Annotated in this window: 11 protein-coding genes; 7 read left to right on the plus strand and 4 right to left on the minus strand. The window is 53.9% G+C overall.

The annotated features are described in order from the left end of the window. Positions 1-19 precede the first annotated feature (19 nt). The 4 genes from mutS (at position 20) to trpS (ending at position 8,988) form a co-directional block, all read left to right on the plus strand. Positions 20-2,743: a DNA mismatch repair protein MutS gene (gene mutS / locus TH5_RS03865; protein WP_114120758.1), complete on the plus strand. Its 2,724-nt coding sequence runs from the start codon at positions 20-22 to the stop codon at positions 2,741-2,743. A 223-nt stretch (positions 2,744-2,966) separates the two neighbouring features. Beyond that, complete coding sequence (locus tag TH5_RS03870; RefSeq protein WP_114120759.1) at positions 2,967-5,720, plus strand: [protein-PII] uridylyltransferase; 2,754 nt, start codon at positions 2,967-2,969, stop codon at positions 5,718-5,720. Between the two features lie 546 nt (positions 5,721-6,266). Then, positions 6,267-7,817 (plus strand): murein biosynthesis integral membrane protein MurJ, encoded by a 1,551-nt coding sequence (murJ, locus tag TH5_RS03875; RefSeq protein WP_114120760.1) that lies wholly within the window; start codon positions 6,267-6,269, stop codon positions 7,815-7,817. A gap of 172 nt (positions 7,818-7,989) precedes the next feature. After that, complete coding sequence (gene trpS / locus TH5_RS03880; RefSeq protein WP_114120905.1) at positions 7,990-8,988, plus strand: tryptophan--tRNA ligase; 999 nt, start codon at positions 7,990-7,992, stop codon at positions 8,986-8,988. Positions 8,989-9,063: 75 nt separating this feature from the next. Here the strand turns inward: trpS and TH5_RS03885 are convergent, their stop codons facing one another. Beyond that, positions 9,064-10,590, minus strand: a complete 1,527-nt coding sequence (locus TH5_RS03885) for a hypothetical protein (protein ID WP_114120761.1) — start codon at positions 10,588-10,590, stop codon at positions 9,064-9,066. 196 nt (positions 10,591-10,786) lie between these two features. Continuing rightward, entirely contained in the window at positions 10,787-11,935 is a 1,149-nt protein-coding gene (gene ribA / locus TH5_RS03890; RefSeq protein ID WP_114120762.1) for a GTP cyclohydrolase II, read from the minus strand. Positions 11,936-12,170: 235 nt separating this feature from the next. Here ribA and TH5_RS03895 point away from each other — a divergent pair, with 235 nt between their 5' ends. Beyond that, on the plus strand, positions 12,171-12,860 hold the full coding sequence (locus tag TH5_RS03895; RefSeq protein ID WP_114120763.1) for a response regulator transcription factor: 690 nt from the start codon (positions 12,171-12,173) through the stop codon (positions 12,858-12,860). 275 nt (positions 12,861-13,135) lie between these two features. On the opposite strand, the gene TH5_RS03900 is transcribed toward TH5_RS03895, so the two are convergent. Beyond that, positions 13,136-13,831, minus strand: a complete 696-nt coding sequence (locus TH5_RS03900) for a YggS family pyridoxal phosphate-dependent enzyme (RefSeq protein ID WP_167443457.1) — start codon at positions 13,829-13,831, stop codon at positions 13,136-13,138. Positions 13,832-13,886: 55 nt separating this feature from the next. Between TH5_RS03900 and TH5_RS03905 the strand changes: the two genes are divergently transcribed. Both TH5_RS03905 and TH5_RS03910 read left to right on the plus strand, forming a co-directional pair. Next, a complete protein-coding gene (locus TH5_RS03905) occupies positions 13,887-14,525 on the plus strand; it encodes a thiamine phosphate synthase (protein ID WP_167443458.1) in 639 nt (212 codons plus the stop codon). Positions 14,526-14,559: 34 nt separating this feature from the next. Continuing rightward, entirely contained in the window at positions 14,560-15,780 is a 1,221-nt protein-coding gene (locus tag TH5_RS03910) for a glycosyltransferase family 9 protein (protein ID WP_114120766.1), read from the plus strand. A gap of 74 nt (positions 15,781-15,854) precedes the next feature. Here TH5_RS03910 and TH5_RS03915 read toward each other — a convergent pair whose 3' ends face one another. After that, positions 15,855-16,859: a porin gene (locus tag TH5_RS03915; RefSeq protein WP_114120767.1), complete on the minus strand. Its 1,005-nt coding sequence runs from the start codon at positions 16,857-16,859 to the stop codon at positions 15,855-15,857. Positions 16,860-17,080: the final 221 nt, after the last annotated feature.

The raw sequence follows: 17,080 nt of genomic DNA on the forward strand, positions 1-17,080 counted from the left end.
GTTTGCTATCACACTCGTCATGAACAATATTGCCGATCCTTCCGATACCCAGACCGTCCCACTTTCGTTCGATACCGAAGGTGCGACCCCGATGATGATGCAGTTCCTTGAAATCAAGGAACAGTACCAGGACTGCCTGCTGTTTTACCGCATGGGCGACTTTTACGAGCTGTTCTTCGACGATGCCGTCAAGGCGGCCGAGGCACTCGATATCGCACTGACAAAACGCGGCAAGCATCAGGGTAACGAAATTCCCATGGCCGGTGTTCCGGTCCATAGTCACGAAACCTATTTGCAGCGTCTGATCCGCAAGGGTTTCCGTGTCGCTGTCTGCGAACAGATGGAAGATCCCGCCGAGGCCAAAAAACGCGGTGCCAAATCCGTTGTCAAACGCGGCGTCGTTCGCCTGATCACACCCGGCACCCTGACCGAAGACAGCCTGCTGGATGCCCGGCGCCATAACTATCTGGCTGCCGTATCCGAAGTCCGGGGCAAAGTCGGTCTGGCGTGGCTTGATATGTCCACCGGTGATTTTTACGTTCAGCCCTGCGATATGGGGGGGCTTCCGGCTGCGCTGGCACGTCTTGATGCAGGCGAACTTCTGATATCCGACAAGCTTCTGAATCGTTCGGAAATGTTCGATATCTACGCCGAATACAAAAACGTCATCACTCCGCAACCCGCATCTCGCTTTGATGCCGAGAATGCCCAGCTGCGCCTTAAAAAACTATATGAAGTTTCTGCTCTTGACGCTTTTGGCGGATTCGAAATTGCAGAACTTTCGGCGGCCGGGGCGCTGATCGATTATGTCGATCTGACCCAAAAAGGCCAGATGCCGCGCCTTGCCCCACCCCAGCGCATGGCTGCGGGTGCCGCGATGGAAATCGATGCTGCCACCCGCCGTTCACTGGAATTGACCCAGACCCAATCAGGTGAACGCAAGGGATCGCTTCTTTCCGTCATCGACCGGACCCGGACCGGTGCCGGTGCGCGGTTGTTGGCCGCCCGCCTGTCCGCACCACTGACCGACGCCAGCACAATCAACAAACGTCTTGATCTGGTCTCCTATTTCCATGATCGCGATGCCCTGCGGTCCGATTTGCGTGCCGCCCTGGGCGAATGTCCGGATATCGAACGTGCATTGTCACGTCTGTCCGTCGGTCGTGGCGGCCCACGCGACCTAGCTGCCATGCGTGATGGTCTGGCCTGTGCCTTTGCGATTGGCAACCTTTTGCACAAACCCGATGGCGGCAATGACGGCCTGACTGCGCAACCCGCTGCCCTTGTCGATCATTTGACCGATATGGGCCATCACGGTGATCTGGTTGACCTTCTGCGCCGGTCGCTCAGCGAAAATCTGCCGTTGCTGGCGCGTGATGGCGGTTTTATCGCGGGTGGCTATCACCCACCGCTTGATGAATTGCGCATGCTTTCAAGCGAAAGCAAAAAGCTGATCGCCAATCTTCAAGCCCGATATACCGAACAAACGGCCATCACCAGCCTTAAGGTCAAGCACAACAACGTCCTTGGCTACTTCATCGAAGTACCGGCCAAGCAGGCCGACCGGATGATGGAAATCGATGAATTTATCCATCGCCAGACCATGGCCAATGCGGTTCGTTTCACCACTGTCGAACTGTCCGAACTCGAAAGCAAGGTTTCAAAGGCTGGGGATCAGGCGCTTGCGCTTGAACTTGAACTGTTTGACTCACTGGTCGCAGGTGTCCTTGAACATGCAGATGCCATTGCCCGCTGCGCGCAGGCGCTGGCCGGGCTTGATGTGTCGACCGCCTTGGCCGAACTGGCACGTGATCAGGGATGTATCCGCCCGACCATTGATAACAGCCTTGCCTTTGATATCCGTGGCGGTCGCCATCCGGTAGTGGAAGCCGCTCTGCGCGAAAATGGCGACAGTCCATTTGTCGCCAATGATTGCCGCCTTGAAGGTGAACAAAGCCTGTGGCTGATCACTGGCCCTAACATGGCCGGTAAATCGACTTTCCTGCGCCAGAATGCCCTGATCGCGGTTCTGGCGCAGATCGGTGCCTTTGTGCCCGCTGAAACCGCCCATATCGGTGTAATTGACCGGTTGTTTTCGCGCGTCGGGGCAGCGGATGATCTGGCGCGTGGCCGATCGACCTTCATGGTCGAAATGGTTGAAACCGCCGCCATCCTTAATCAGGCATCCGATCGTTCGCTGGTGATCCTTGATGAAATCGGGCGCGGCACGGCAACATTTGATGGTTTGTCGATTGCCTGGGCGGTTGTCGAAAACCTGCATGAGGTCAATAAATGTCGCGGCCTTTTCGCAACTCACTATCATGAACTGACAGCCCTTGCCGCCAAGCTCGCCCATCTGTCCTGTCACACAATGCTGATCAAGGAATGGCAGGGCGAAGTCGTCTTCCTGCACGAAGTTGGCGCGGGCAGTGCGGATCGGTCTTATGGCATTCATGTCGCCCAGCTTGCTGGCCTGCCCAAACCGGTAATCAAACGCGCCGAACAGGTGCTTAAGACCCTTGAAAAGGGCGAACAGGGCGGTGCCGTTTCAAAACTGGCTGACGATCTGCCGCTTTTTGCTGCCGCGATTGAGCAGGTTAAACAGGAAGAAAAAGTCAAAACCCCGGCATTATCGCCGGTACAGAAGGCTCTTCTGGACGCGGTGGGTGAAATCGATCCCGACAACATGACCCCGCGCGAGGCGCTTGACGCGCTATATCGTTTGCGTGCCATGCGCGATTGATTTCGGTCGCCCGAAAAATATCGGTCAACGCATTAAAAACAGGCACTTTGCCCTTATATCAGGCAAGTGCCTGTTTGCTTTTTGATGCTACACTCTCTGGTGGACCGCTTGCGACTGGTATTGGCAATACGGCATGCCATATGCATTGGGACATGCCCAAAGGGCAACCTGCCTTTAATATCTATCTGGCCAAACCAGACTCGACCCAAGGAAACCGCTTCAAGTGACGTATAGAATCAAGAAACAGCGCGAAATCATCGACCGCCGCAAAATCTTTGCCGAGCTTGAGTCCATCGCTGCCAATGCAGAGCTGACATCCTTCAAACAGCGTGCGGAAATCCTTAAACGCCTCAAAGCCGTTCTGGAAGACGGCCGCAAGGTCATTCGTGCCCGCTTCGAAGAAACCAATTCGGGGCAGGACGCGGTCTTCTCCAACAGCTTCCTGATCGATCAGATTGTCCGTCTGATCCATGATTTCGCCCTGAAATTCGTCTATCCGCTGCACAATCCAACCAATGAACAACGCATGGCGGTTGTCGCAGTCGGCGGTTATGGTCGCGGCGATATGGCGCCGCAATCCGATGTGGATATCCTGTTTCTGTTCCCCTACAAACAAACCGCGCATGGCGAACAGGTTGTCGAATACATCCTTTATATGCTTTGGGATCTGGGGCTTAAAGTTGGTCATGCCACGCGCTCGATAGATGATTGCCTGCGCATGGGCAAACAGGACATCACCATCCGCACGAACCTGCTTGAAAGCCGGTTCGTCTGGGCGGATGAGGATGTCTATAAAACCTTCCGCACCCGTTTCATGGAAGAACTGGTCAAGGGCACCGGGCTTGAATTCATCGAAGGAAAGCTAAACGAACGCGATGAACGTCACATCCGCATGGGTGATTCACGTTATGTCGTTGAACCCAACGTCAAAGACGGAAAAGGCGGCCTTCGCGATCTTCACACCCTGTTCTGGATTGGCAAATATCTTTACCGTGTCAGCAACCCGCTTGAACTTGTCGACCTCAAGGTGCTGACCCGCAAGGAAGCACAAGGATTTCTGAAAGCACAAAACTTCCTGTGGTCGGTGCGTTGCTGGCTGCACTACCTGACCGGACGTGAAGAAGATCGCCTGACATTTGATATGCAGCGCGATATTGCCGATAAGCTTGGCTATACCGATCATGCAGGCGCGTCAGGCGTCGAACGCTTCATGAAACACTATTATCTGATGGTGAAGCATGTCGGCAACCTGACCCGCATCTTCTGTGCTGCCCTTGAAGAACGTCATCAACGCAAACCCCTGATTCGCTTTCCGGCCCGCTTCTTTGGCAGCAAGGAAGTCGACGGTTTTCAGCTACGCAATGATCGCCTGACGGTCGATAGCCTCGAAACCCTTCAAAATGATCCGATCCAGATTTTGCGCCTGTTTCTTGTCGCCCATCAGAACGGGGTTGGCATTCACCCCGAAACACTGCGATGGGTGACGCAAAGTCTGAAACTGGTTGATCACAAGCTGCAAAAAGATCCGGCCGCGAACGAGGTCTTCCTTGAAATCCTCACCCACCGCGATACCCCGGATATCCCGCTTCGCAAAATGAACGAGGCTGGATTGCTGGGCCGCTTCATCCCGGATTTCGGTCGTGTCGTTGCCCAGATGCAATATGACATGTACCACACCTATACGGTGGACGAGCATACCATCCGTGCGATTGGCATATTGAACCAGATCGAACGTGGCGAGCTGGCCGAAGAAGCCCCGGTTGCCACCCGCATCATGGAAAAGGTGATTTCACGTCGCGTGCTTTATGTCGCGGTATTACTCCATGATATAGCCAAAGGCCGGGGCGGTGATCATTCCGAACTCGGTGCCGAAGTCGCTGAAAAGCTATGCCCGCGTCTTGGTCTGTCGCCTGCTGATACCGAAACCGTCGCTTGGCTGGTTAAGGCCCATCTGTGGATGAGCCTGACCGCATTCAAGCGCGATCTGAACGATCCGACTACCATTCGCGCCTTTGCCGATCTGGTCCAGTCACAGGAACGGTTGCGTTTGTTGCTGTGCCTCACGGTTGCCGATATCCGGGCCGTAGGTCCAAATGTCTGGAACGGATGGAAGGCAACGCTGCTGCGTGAACTTTTCTATGCCACCGATGATCTGCTTTCGGGCGGCCTGAATGCCGACAGTCGCGATTCGCGCGTCGCTCGCGCCCAGCAGGAATTGCGTGATGCCCTTACCGCACCCGGTTCTGACTGGTCAGAACAGGATGTCGAGGATTTCATTGACCGCGGCTATCCTTCCTACTGGCTCAGTTTTGATACTGAAACCCATGTGCGTCATGCCCATCTGACCCGTGATGCCAAGGCAAGCGGGGCAGATATCACGGTCGATATGCGCATCGAGACCGATATCGACGCCACCGAAATTATTGTTCACACCACCGACCATCCTGGCCTGTTTTCCCAGATTGCCGGGTCGATGGCGCTTTGCGGGGCCAACGTTGTCGATGCCAAAATCCTGACCCTTGCCGATGGCATGGCGCTTGATACCTTCTTTATCCAGGATACCAATGGCGAGGCATTTAACGACAATGCCAAGCTCGAAAAACTGCGCGAAACGCTTGAACAGGTGATTTCGGGTCGTCTGCGTCCCAGTCAGGAAATCGAACGTCGCCAGATCAAGGATAACAAACACCGCACCGCCGTCTTCAAGGTCGAACCGAACGTCATCATCGACAATAAGGCAAGCCGAACCCACACCGTCATAGAAATCACCGCCCGTGACCGGCAAGGTCTGCTTTACGATGTCACTCGTACATTGCGCGATCTTTCGCTGCAAATCGCATCGGCGCGGATTTCGACCTTTGGCGAACGCGCGGTTGACGTTTTCTACGTCAAGGATGTGTTTGGTCTGAAAATTGACAGCCGTACCAAGTTCCTGCAGGTCAAGGAAACCCTGACCCAAACCTTGGAAAACGGCTGAACACGATCCCGAAAACACAAAACCCCCGCCCCTGCGATTGGCCAAACGCCAAATCGCCCCGGCGGGGATCCGTGTTCAATGGCGCAAGCACCATGATCGAATTTTGATTTTGTATCGGAAGTTTGAACGGACGAGGGCTGGTCGGTCCTGAAACCTGATGTTATGGCCTGTTGTCCCATAACATCATATTCCTCGGAATGCAGCAGGTTGAGGTGGAGCGCCTTTATCCCTCGTCCGGTCAGAATAGCGAGGCTCGCGTCCCAACGAATCCTCAGCGAGATGCAATGTATGAGGAATGCGACATATTTTCTGTGACGGTTATCACAACCAACTGAGTTTTTTACAAAAACGCGCGCCATTTCACAAAAGTTCAACGTCCGGACGTCATTGTGCACAGAAATAATCCTGCTTTAGCCGCCGCCAATCCGCCGTCATTACGAGTTATTCACTTTCGACTGGCAGATTTCATGGCTGCCGAACCGGCCGCATCTTTGCTGCCATTAAAAACATACTCTGGTTCATAATCTAATTCGGATTTGATCGCGAATGTCGCTTGTACGTTCCATTGCCACGGTCAGTGGTTTTACCCTGCTCTCGCGTCTTTTGGGCTTTGCCCGTGACATCATGATTGCCGGGATGCTCGGTGCCGGCGGCATGGCCGATGCCTTTTTTGTTGCGTTCAAATTCCCCAACCTGTTTCGCCGCCTGTTTGGCGAAGGCGCGTTTAACGCTGCCTTTGTGCCCTTGCTAGCCGGTGATATTGAAAAACGGGGCCTCGATGTCGCGCGCGAATTTGCCACTCGTGCCATGTCGATGCTGATCCTGATTACCGGCTTTCTGGTCGCGATCATCGAAATCACCATGCCTTGGGCAATGCATGTCTTTGCACCGGGCTTTGCCGAAGATCCGGAAAAGTTTGCACTTGCTGTCGAACTGTCGCGCATCACCTTCCCCTATCTTGCCTTTATTTCGGCTGTTGCCCTAATGTCGGGTGTGCTCAACACTCTTCACCGCTATGCGGCGGCTGCGGGTGCGCCAATCATCCTCAATATCTGTCTGATCGGTGCCCTTCTGGGGCTGACACCGATGACCGAAACACCGGCTCATGCCCTGTCATGGGGGGTTGCAATTGCCGGTGTTGCCCAGTTCATCTGTCTGGTGATTGCATGCAAACGCGCCGGTTTTGCCTTCAAATGGCAATTACCCAAGATTGATGACCGTGTGAAATTGCTGGGCAAACGAATGATCCCGGGCATGATCGGCGCAGGCGTCTATCAATTGAACCTGTTGATCGATACCATGCTGGCATCCCTTGTTTCGGATGGCGCCGTATCCTGGCTTTACTATGCCGACCGCGTCCATCAATTACCGCTTGGCGTCATAGGCATCGCAATTGGCACGGCCCTACTGCCGACACTGTCGCGCCAGCTTCAGGGAGCAGATCCCAAAACCGCAATGTACAGCCAGAATCGCGGCATCGAAATCGCATTGCTGCTGACCCTGCCTTCTGCGGTTGCGCTTGGCGTAATGGGTATTCCGATCATCAATGTCCTGTTTGAACGTGGTGCCTTTGGTGCCAGCGAAACGCTGATGACCGGCATGGCATTGACCATTTTTGCCTTTGGCCTGCCAGCATCGGTTCTGGTCAAGGTTCTCGCACCGGGCTTTTTCGCCCGTGAAGATACCAAAACCCCGATCCGCATCGGCATTACCGCCATGGTAATCAATATCGTTCTGATCGTCGCCCTGATGCCGGCATTTGGCCATCTTGGCATCGCAGCCGCGACGTCAACCTCGGTCTGGATCAATGCTCTGTCACTGGGATGGATTTTGCACAAACGCGGTGATCTGGCCCTTGATGACCGACTCAAACGCCGAATACCACGCATTTTACTGTCATCGGTTCTGATGGGGGTGGCGTTGTGGTTTGCCATCGATATTTTGTGGCAAAATGATGCACTGTCGATCACGCGCATCCTGATCATGACCGGTCTGATCTGTGGCGGTCTTCTGGTTTACGCGCTGACCGCGCAACTTTGCGGCGCAACCAGTTTTTCCGAACTCAAGGCGACCTTCAAACGCAGCAAAGCCGTGTGACCACGGATATTGCACGTTATTTCCATCATTTCGGGACAAGCCGCTTGACCAAATCCGGTCCGGCGGCTTAACTCCCGCCCGAAGATTTGCAAGCTCGTCCGCCGGCGGGTGTCCAAAACCTGGCGGAGCATGCAGATCAATCAACATATTTTTGGAAATGGACGACATCGTTATGGAACGTGTTTTTTCGGGTGCTCAGCCCACCGGTAATCTTCATCTTGGCAACTATCTTGGCGCGATCCGCAACTGGGTCACGCTTCAGAAGGATTTCGAATGCATCTTCTGCGTCGTTGATCTGCATGCCATCACCGTCTGGCAAGAGCCCAATGAACTGCGTTCCAACATCCGTGAACTTGCTGCCAGCATGATCGCGTCCGGCATTGATCCGGAAAAGCATGTCCTGTTCAATCAAAGTCAGGTTTCGGCGCATGCCGAACTAGCCTGGATTTTCAACTGTGTTGCGCGCATCGGCTGGCTGAACCGGATGACCCAGTTCAAGGAAAAAGCTGGCAAAAACCGCGAAAACGCGTCGCTTGGACTCTATGCTTATCCAAGCCTGATGGCCGCCGATATTCTTGCCTATAAGGCGACACATGTACCGGTCGGCGAGGACCAGAAACAGCATCTTGAACTGACCCGTGACATTGCGATCAAGTTCAACAACGATTTTGGCGTCGAATTTTTCCCGCAGCCAGACCCGCTGATCCTTGGTCCGGCAACACGTGTGATGTCGCTGCGTGACGGTTCGAAAAAGATGTCGAAATCCGATGCATCGGATATGTCGCGCATCAATATGACGGATGATGCCGATACGCTAGCCAAGAAAATCCGCAAGGCCAAAACCGATCCGGAGCCGCTGCCAAGCGAAGCAGCCGGTCTTGAAGGCCGCCCCGAAGCCAAGAACCTGATCACCATCTATGCCGCCCTGACCGACAAAACAGTGGCGGACGTTCTGGCAGAACATGGGGGGACCCAGTTCTCGGGCTTCAAACAGGCCCTGACCGATGTCGTTGTCGAAAAACTGGCACCAATCACCGAAGAAATGGCACGTCTTAAAGCCGACAATACCTATATCGACGCAGTTCTGGCAAAGGGTGCGGATCGTGCCAATGCGATTGCCCAGCCGATCCTCAAAGAGGTCAAGGAAATCGTTGGTTTCCTGAACAGCTAGAACTTCATTGCCAAATCAAAACAAAACCCGGCAGTCATCCGATTGCCGGGTTTTTTATATCTTGTGATCTGATGATCAGATCGAATTGCCCGCAGGCTGCTGGCGGCTTTGCTGCATTGCCTGATATTTCTTGAGCCCGTCCATCATGGTCTGGCTGAACCAGACACCGACCGGCTCATCATTCTGCACATGGGTTTGCGCTTGTTCCATCAACGGATGGATGGTTTCGGCCTCGGCTACACTATCATTGCGTGCAACTTGCTGGCTATTGATAGCACCATCACTGCGGTTGGTCTGATTGCTGACAGCGGGTTTATTCTGTGCGACTGCATTGGTTGACGCAACGGCATCATTTGCCATCATCTGAGCACGTTCGCGGCCAAGAGCTGCATTAAAGCGTGCCGCCATTTCCGCAGCACTCAACGGACCCTGTTGCCCCTGCTGTGCTGATGGTCCTGTATCAGGCTTCTGCGATGCCGCCTGTTTGGTCACATCATCCTGATTAAGCTTGGCATATTTTGCTTCGCGTGCGGCAATTTCCGGGGACACACCAAATTGCGAAGGGCCACGGCTCAGACGGCCCGAACTTTGTGCACGTGCCCAGACCGTATCGCCATTATCACTGCTAAAGGAGGCACGCTGGATTATACCCTGATGTCCGTTGCGACTGGCCTCTGTCGCGCGCATGGTCATGTTTGATGCAATATCGGTTTGTCCCGCACGGGCAATCGCCACGGCCAGTTCGGCCGGATCGGCATCCTGAGCATTGTTCGTGCCAGTAACATCATCGCCTGCCTGCGCCAAAAGGCGCTGGGCAGCCTGGATTGCCGGATCATCGGAAGGTGCTGCTGGTTGCGGAGCAACCGACTGCGCCACGGTTTGCGCTGTGGTCGGGCTGGTTAACGGATAGGTACCGGTATTACTTACCACCCCACCCCACGGCGTCACCAGATCAGCCGCATTGTATGCGTTCGTACCGGATTTGGCTGCCGCGGCCGACACGCCGTTCATTGCCAGCGTTTCAACGCCGGCCACCGGGGCGGCATTGGTAATCGTTGCCTGTTCGGCTGGATCGACCGGCAGGCCTTTGATACCCGCCATTGATGTATCGCCAGCCGCCCATGGCAGAACAAGATCGCCTGCACCATCGGCGGCTACACCGGCACCGGATGCATCAGCCATCACAGGCTGGTCTGCCGGGGCTTGGTCGTCCTCGAACATTGCCATGATGTGCGAACCGGTATCCTCTCCGGTCGTCAGATCGACAACCGCATCAACGGCTGCACCGGCCAGACCGAAAATACCGCCAAACAAACCACCGCCGACAACCCGCGCACCATTCCCCAGCTCGTCACCGGTAATGCTGCGGTAAATCATGCCCACGCCGGGGATATGCTGCAAAGGATTGATCACGTCGAGGAAATCGGTGAATTCAAAGCCGTCATCGCCGAATACATATTCGGAAAAGCTTCGTTCCTGCGGCTCACCATCGACAAGCTGCTTGGCCGCACTTGATCCGGCAGACGCGCTACCAGCCGTTCCGCTTGCAATGCTTGCCCCGTTACCGGGCGATATTTGCCGCCAATCTGCACCAATCGACATGTCTGTCCTCCTCTTGCCGACTATTTTGCAAAAGGAGTGCCAGTTTTGGCATTTATCAATTCGTTGATTTTAAAAGGATTTTTAGAATTCAGACATGACGTAAAACTGCCCGTCGGAATCTTCTGCCGGGTGGCAATCAGGAAGGTCATGATAATGCCCTTCCTTCTGTTAATCCGTGCGAGCCGTCATGCACGGATTAAAACAGGTGACCGGCCCGATCCTTCTTGGTCTGAAGGTAAAATTCGTTATGACCGTTGGAAGGAAATTTGTGCGGTACGCGTTCAACCACGGTCACGCCCCAGCTTTCAAGTCCGGTAAGCTTTTCAGGGTTGTTGGTCAAAAGCCGAACGGTTTCAAAGCCCATCTGGCGCAGCATTTCGGCCGCCGGGCGATAAACACGTTCATCGGCATCAAAGCCAAGTTCCTCGTTGGCATCAAGCGTATCAAATCCGCGGTCCTGCAACGCATAGGCACGCAGCTTGTTCACAAGCCCGATACCGCGCCCTTCCTGTCGCAGATAAAGGATAATCCCGCCCTTCCCGCTTTTGGCAATTTCGGCGATTGCCCCGCGCAATTGGGGCCCGCAATCGCACCTGAGCGATCCGATCAAATCCCCGGTAAAGCATTCCGAATGCAAGCGGATCAAAACCGGCTGATCATGTGCCGGTTCATCGATCACAATCGCCAGATGTTCCTGGCCACCATCTTCGGGACGAAACGCAATCACCGTGGCATTTTCGGCATTTTCCAGCGGCACGCGCGCTTCACTGACCTGACGCAGGGTCGCGGCCGATGCGTCTTCGTATCCGTTGATGCTCTCGGACTGCAGCACCAGAAGGTTCTGCGCCTTCGACAACATTTCAAGCTGCTCAGGTTCAACCGGCGCGGTCACGACAGCTGGCAACAACCTTGCCAGCTTGGCAAGCCGTATGGCTGCACTTTCGGCCATACTGACCGGGCGCCATGCACCGGCAGGCATGCCTTCAAGGTCCAGCAACGGATTGGCTATCTCGGCAAAGGCTTGCGCATCAACGCCGGACTTTTTTGCACTTACAAAAGCAATGAAATGATCATTCTTGCAGGCCTGTCCCAGTGACTTGGCACGCACACGCGGCAAAACAATCGCCGTATTTCCGCTTTTACCGGCAATGTCATGCAGCCTTGCCAACCCGTGATCCGAAAGCGGTTCGGCAGCAATCACTGCAACACAATGGGCAATACCGTTTGCCTGTCCCTGAACCAAAACGATTTCGCCGCGCCGCAAATCGGCAACAGCGCGCGATACGGTCACCAGATCGGTCGTGGAAACATTGGCTTGTGATGGCACGGCAGCAGATTGGGTCATTGCAGTCTTTTTTCTTCAAGCTCATACACGGATGATCACAACATCGCGATCCGGTCGGTATGGGGCTGGATTACATACAGGTCAATGGGCTAAAGCGAAAACAGTTTGTTCTTGAAAACGCAGTATGAGACTCTGATCCTAAGTATATGGCGGGCCCACGAAAACAATGCCACAAAAAGAACCGTCGGCAGGCCCAGAATATAGGCGGGATTTAGCAAGCAGCAAGGGATGGCGAATGTCGACAGGTAAACAGGTTCTGGTGGTTGAAGATGACGCTGCACTGAGCCAGTCTCTCACCGAACAGCTCCGGCTTCACGAGGAATTCGAATGTGTCGTTGCCAATAGTGGTCAAAACGCCCTCGAAGTCGCCAAGGAAAATTACTACGACATTATCCTTCTTGATGTCGGCCTACCCGATATGGATGGTCGCGATGTCTGCAAACTGATGCGGCGCGCCGGGGTCAAATCCCCGATCATTATGCTGACCGGTGCCGATAGTGATTCCGACACGATCCTTGGTCTGGAATCGGGTGCCAACGACTATGTAACCAAGCCGTTCCGCCTTAATGTACTTCTGGCACGCATTCGCGCCCATATCCGACAGCACGAACAAAGCGAAGACGCTGTTTTCGTTATCGGCCCCTACAGCTTTCAGCCCAGCGCCAAACTTCTGATCGAAACCGTGACCGAGAAAAAAGTTCGCCTGACGGAAAAGGAAACCTCGATCCTGAAATTCTTGTTCCGCGCTGGCGACAAGCCGGTCACACGCGAAACCCTGCTTGATGAGGTTTGGGGCTATAACGCCGGGGTGACGACCCACACGCTGGAAACCCACGTCTATCGCCTGCGCCAGAAAATTGAAAAGGATCCATCAAACGCGACGATTCTGGTGACCGAACCGGGTGGTTATAAACTGGTTCCCTGATCCGCACGCGTGCTCCCCCTTGAAATCATGCCGATTTGCAAGAAACCCGCCGGACTAAACCGTCCGGCGGGATTTTTTTTGATTTTTTTGTCACAAAACGCCTTTGAAGGCGTCCTATACTTATGGCCAAGTTATCCACATTTTTTTGCCAGATTCCGGATTTTGCTCAAAAACAACGCTTTAATGGTCTTAAACCGGCCTAAACAGCACTTTATTTGCGATAAGATCGGCTGAAATTGCATTTTTGGTGTCCCTGAATGGCACCTTCTGGCAATTTAATAGCCCCGCGACCCGAAAATGGCTGTCCCGACGCGGATATGTGTCGCGCCAAGCCGGATTGCCGCCTCGTAATCACCACTCATGCCCATGCTGCGAACAGTCAAGCCATGACGGTCAGCGATTTTACCCAGCAACGCAAAATGCGGTGCCGGTTCCTCATCGACCGGCGGGATGCACATCAGTCCCCTGATCGGCAACTTCAGGCGTTCGACACAATCGGTGATGAACGCGTCGGCATCCGCCGGAGATATGCCTGCCTTTTGCGGTTCTTCACCGATATTGATCTGGATATAAAGGTCGGGGCATTCGCCGGTCGTATCGCGATGCTTTGCCAGCGCATTGGCAAGTTTTGGCCGATCAACGGTTTCAATCACGTCAAAGAGGGCGACAGCATCCTTCAGCTTGTTGGTCTGAAGCGGCCCGATCAGGTGCAGCTCGATATCATGGAACTCTTTGCGTAAGCTCGGCCACTTTCCCGCGGCTTCCTGTACCCGGTTTTCACCAAACACCCGCCGCCCGTCGACAAGAGCGGGTCGCACATGATCGGCATCGTGGTTCTTGCTGACACAGATCAGGGTGACATCGCTGCGTACGCGACCAACCGCTGTACAGGCTTTATCGATATTTTGCTGGATCTCGGCAAGATTGGCCGCGATGTCGGGATTGCCGGATGACAGATGCTGATCGCTCATGGATGATGGCCCAAATCGGTAGAGGAATCGGTGAAACAGAATCGGGATACTATCAATGGATGTCACACTGGCAAAGCAGGCCCGCCAACTCAATTTGCGCAATGGCGGTCCTGATTGCCCAATCCCGCCGATCATATTGATGACTGACGACAAACGCATGCCCGATCCGATCCCGGCAATCGTCGGTCTGCCGCGCAGAAGCATGGTAATTTTCCGACACTACGGGCTCAACCCTAAGGACCGTGCACACCTTGCCTACATCGTTCGGCGAACCTGTCGCCAATATGGTCACCTTTGCCTGATTGCCGATGATCTTGCACTGGCCTTGCGCCTAGATGCCGATGGTCTTCATTTGCCGGAATACCACATCGAGAAAAGACCGCATGTCTATCGGCAAATTCCACACCACATGCTTGTGACCTCTTCCTGCCACAACATGCAAACGCTGCGCCTGCTGGCACTTCTTACCCCCGATCAACGTCCGGACGGGGTCCTGATCTCGCCGGTTTTTGCCACTCAAAGCCACCCTGGCCAACCGGGCATGGCATTTTCGGCCTTTCTGCAAAGAACTGCCCTTTGCCGGAGTGTTGGCCTCATCCCCGTCGCCCTTGGCGGTATAAATCCAGACAATGTCGCCTTGTTAAGAGGATCGGGCGTTGCATCTTTGGCCGGGATCGGGTTCTCTGCCACATAACACCGAGCAAAAGGTGACCGGAGATCGCCCCAAAATGCCTGCACATCACCATCCCGCCCGCAAGAAATTTACCCGGTTTGCATCAAAGCAGCCTTTTCAATTCGGCCTGCCCAATGTCAGCCCGGACCTCGTGCAGGCATCGGATAACAGTCCTGCCTATTTGACACGCACAACATCGCTTTTGCGGCAGCAGGTTTTGGCCAATGCCCCATCGGTAAAGATCATTTCGGACACTATTTTCCCGGATGTGCTGGCGCGCAATGCATGGGCCGATACCGATTTTGATCGCAAGCGGGTTTTATTTCTGATCCCGGATGATGCGATTGGCGATTGTGTTGGCATGGCTCTGTTTTTGCGGGCTTTTGCAGCAAAGTATCCTCGAGCAAAGATTGCCGTGCTTAACAGTGGCAGCGCATCGGACATATTTGCAACGCTTCCCGATATCGCGATTTTTCAGCTTTTCGTCTCTACCAAGCGCCTGAAGACGTTCGATTTCCTGATTGATTTCAGTGAAATGGAAGGCTGGAAAAATATCGCCACCATGCCAGTCAATCCGGAAGAGGCGCTTTGCGAGGCTTTCGGGATTGCGCCCATCCCGCTTGCATCCGAAAGATCGCCCAAACTGTCACCGGGCGCAAAGATCGGCATTTTGCCAATGGCATCCTCGCCGCTTCGCACCCTGCCGCCTGAGCTGGTGCGAGAAACCACTGAAGTGCTCGCAAAGTCCGGATTTGAAGTTACCCTGATCCTGAATACCTATCAGGGTGTGATGAAGAAATACAAAGATACGATTGGATCGTTTGACGAGCCGAATATCCGGATCGTCGATGGCTTCAAAACCATCGGAAATCTTGTGTCTTTCATCAGCGAACAGGATTATGTCGTGCTGGCCGATAGCGGCCCGGCCCATATCACAAAACTGTTTCAGACACCGGGAATTGGTATTTATAGCTCAGCCTCTGCAGGCATCTTGCAAGGCCGTCACCAGAACCTTCTGCCGTGGCAAAGTACTTACAAGGGAGATTTCTGCGAAGCACCCTGTGGACTTGCCAAATTACGCGCAACTGTGTCCGGTACAATCGGCTGCATGGGCAGCCTTGGAGTCCCTGTGTCGGAACTGATTAACCTGCCCGTCAATTCGGACAAATCACTGGCAGAACGGCTCGTCACTGAAAAACCGGTGCCCTGTGTCGCCGATCTTGTCGCGAAAAAAGAACCCTTTTTCGCCTTCCTGCGCAGTGATCTCGGGATTTAAACTGGAATTCGACGGAGCAATAAATAAGGGGGCGGAAATCCGCCCCCTTTAATCCTATGTCTCACCTGATCAGATCAGAAATCAAGGCGGATACCGGTTACAGCGCCATAACCGTCATTATCCGGATCGGTGTCATTTTTCTCGTCAAACCAGAAGACGGATGACTGCCAAGCCACCCCGGCACCCAGTTCATAGGCCAGACCAAGATCGACAGCCTGAACATCACCAGTCCCAAAATCTTCATAGCCATAACTCAGCGAGACAGATGCCGCATCCATGGTATAGGAAACACCGACATCAAACGCGTCGAGGTCCTGGCCATCTTCATTCAGACCATAATCGTCTTCGGTATGACCATAGGAACCACCAACGGTAAAGTTACCAACCCCGACATTGGCACCAAAGCCGTACCATGCACCGTCACCCGATTCTTCACCGGTTGCCGATAAGCCAAGCGACCAGCCATCAAAATCGCCCAGATACTCAAGACCCGCGGATGCAATATTGTCGCCTGCACCATTGATACCATTATAGGTTTCATCGTTTGCCTGGCTATCGTCAGCAAAAGATACACCTGCACGGAAACCGCTCAGTATAGGAGTATAGTAGGTTACACGATTCTGGGTACCGCTCGAACGAACGGTATCAATCAGATAAACATCAACCCAGTTCGACATATCACCATCGTTGACACCGACGGGACCTACAGCAGGTGCAATGATTCCCATTGCGTCGGCAGCACTGTCGTTTTTACCCATCTCGAAACGGCCAAATCCGCCATTCACATACAGATATTGCGCATCAATCTGGTCGTCAGAGGTTTCACCTTCAAGCTGAACAGTTGCACCGATCTCGATACCGTTATCAAGGGTGGTCGAACCGTCAAAGTGAACCTCTGTATCTGACTGGAAGGCATTTGGACGACCTTCGCTGTCAATCCCTGCACCGTCTTCGTCAGAAAAGCCGGCCCACTGTTCCATGAAGCCGCCGACCGACAGTTTAATAGGCTCCGACGCAGAAGCCTGGCCCGCAAAAGCAACAGCAACAAGCGCAGTAGACGCAACAAGAATCTTCTTCATTTTACCCCCGCACAAAAATGACTGATTGAGATCAAGATCGAGCCATCTCGTTTCCGTTGATGAGCCCTTCGCTATGATGGAGCCACTTTCCCGATTACAGGGCAATTACAATTGTGTGTAAATGTTACTTATTCGCAACCATGTTGCATCGCAGCAACACTTTTGCCTGTGTTATTTAATAAAACCGCTGGCATGACCAGGAATGCAGCGCCAGAACGCTT

It is taken from the genome of Thalassospira xianhensis MCCC 1A02616 (genome assembly GCF_003326475.1).
In the GTDB taxonomy this organism is placed as follows: Bacteria; Pseudomonadota; Alphaproteobacteria; order Rhodospirillales; family Thalassospiraceae; genus Thalassospira; species Thalassospira xianhensis.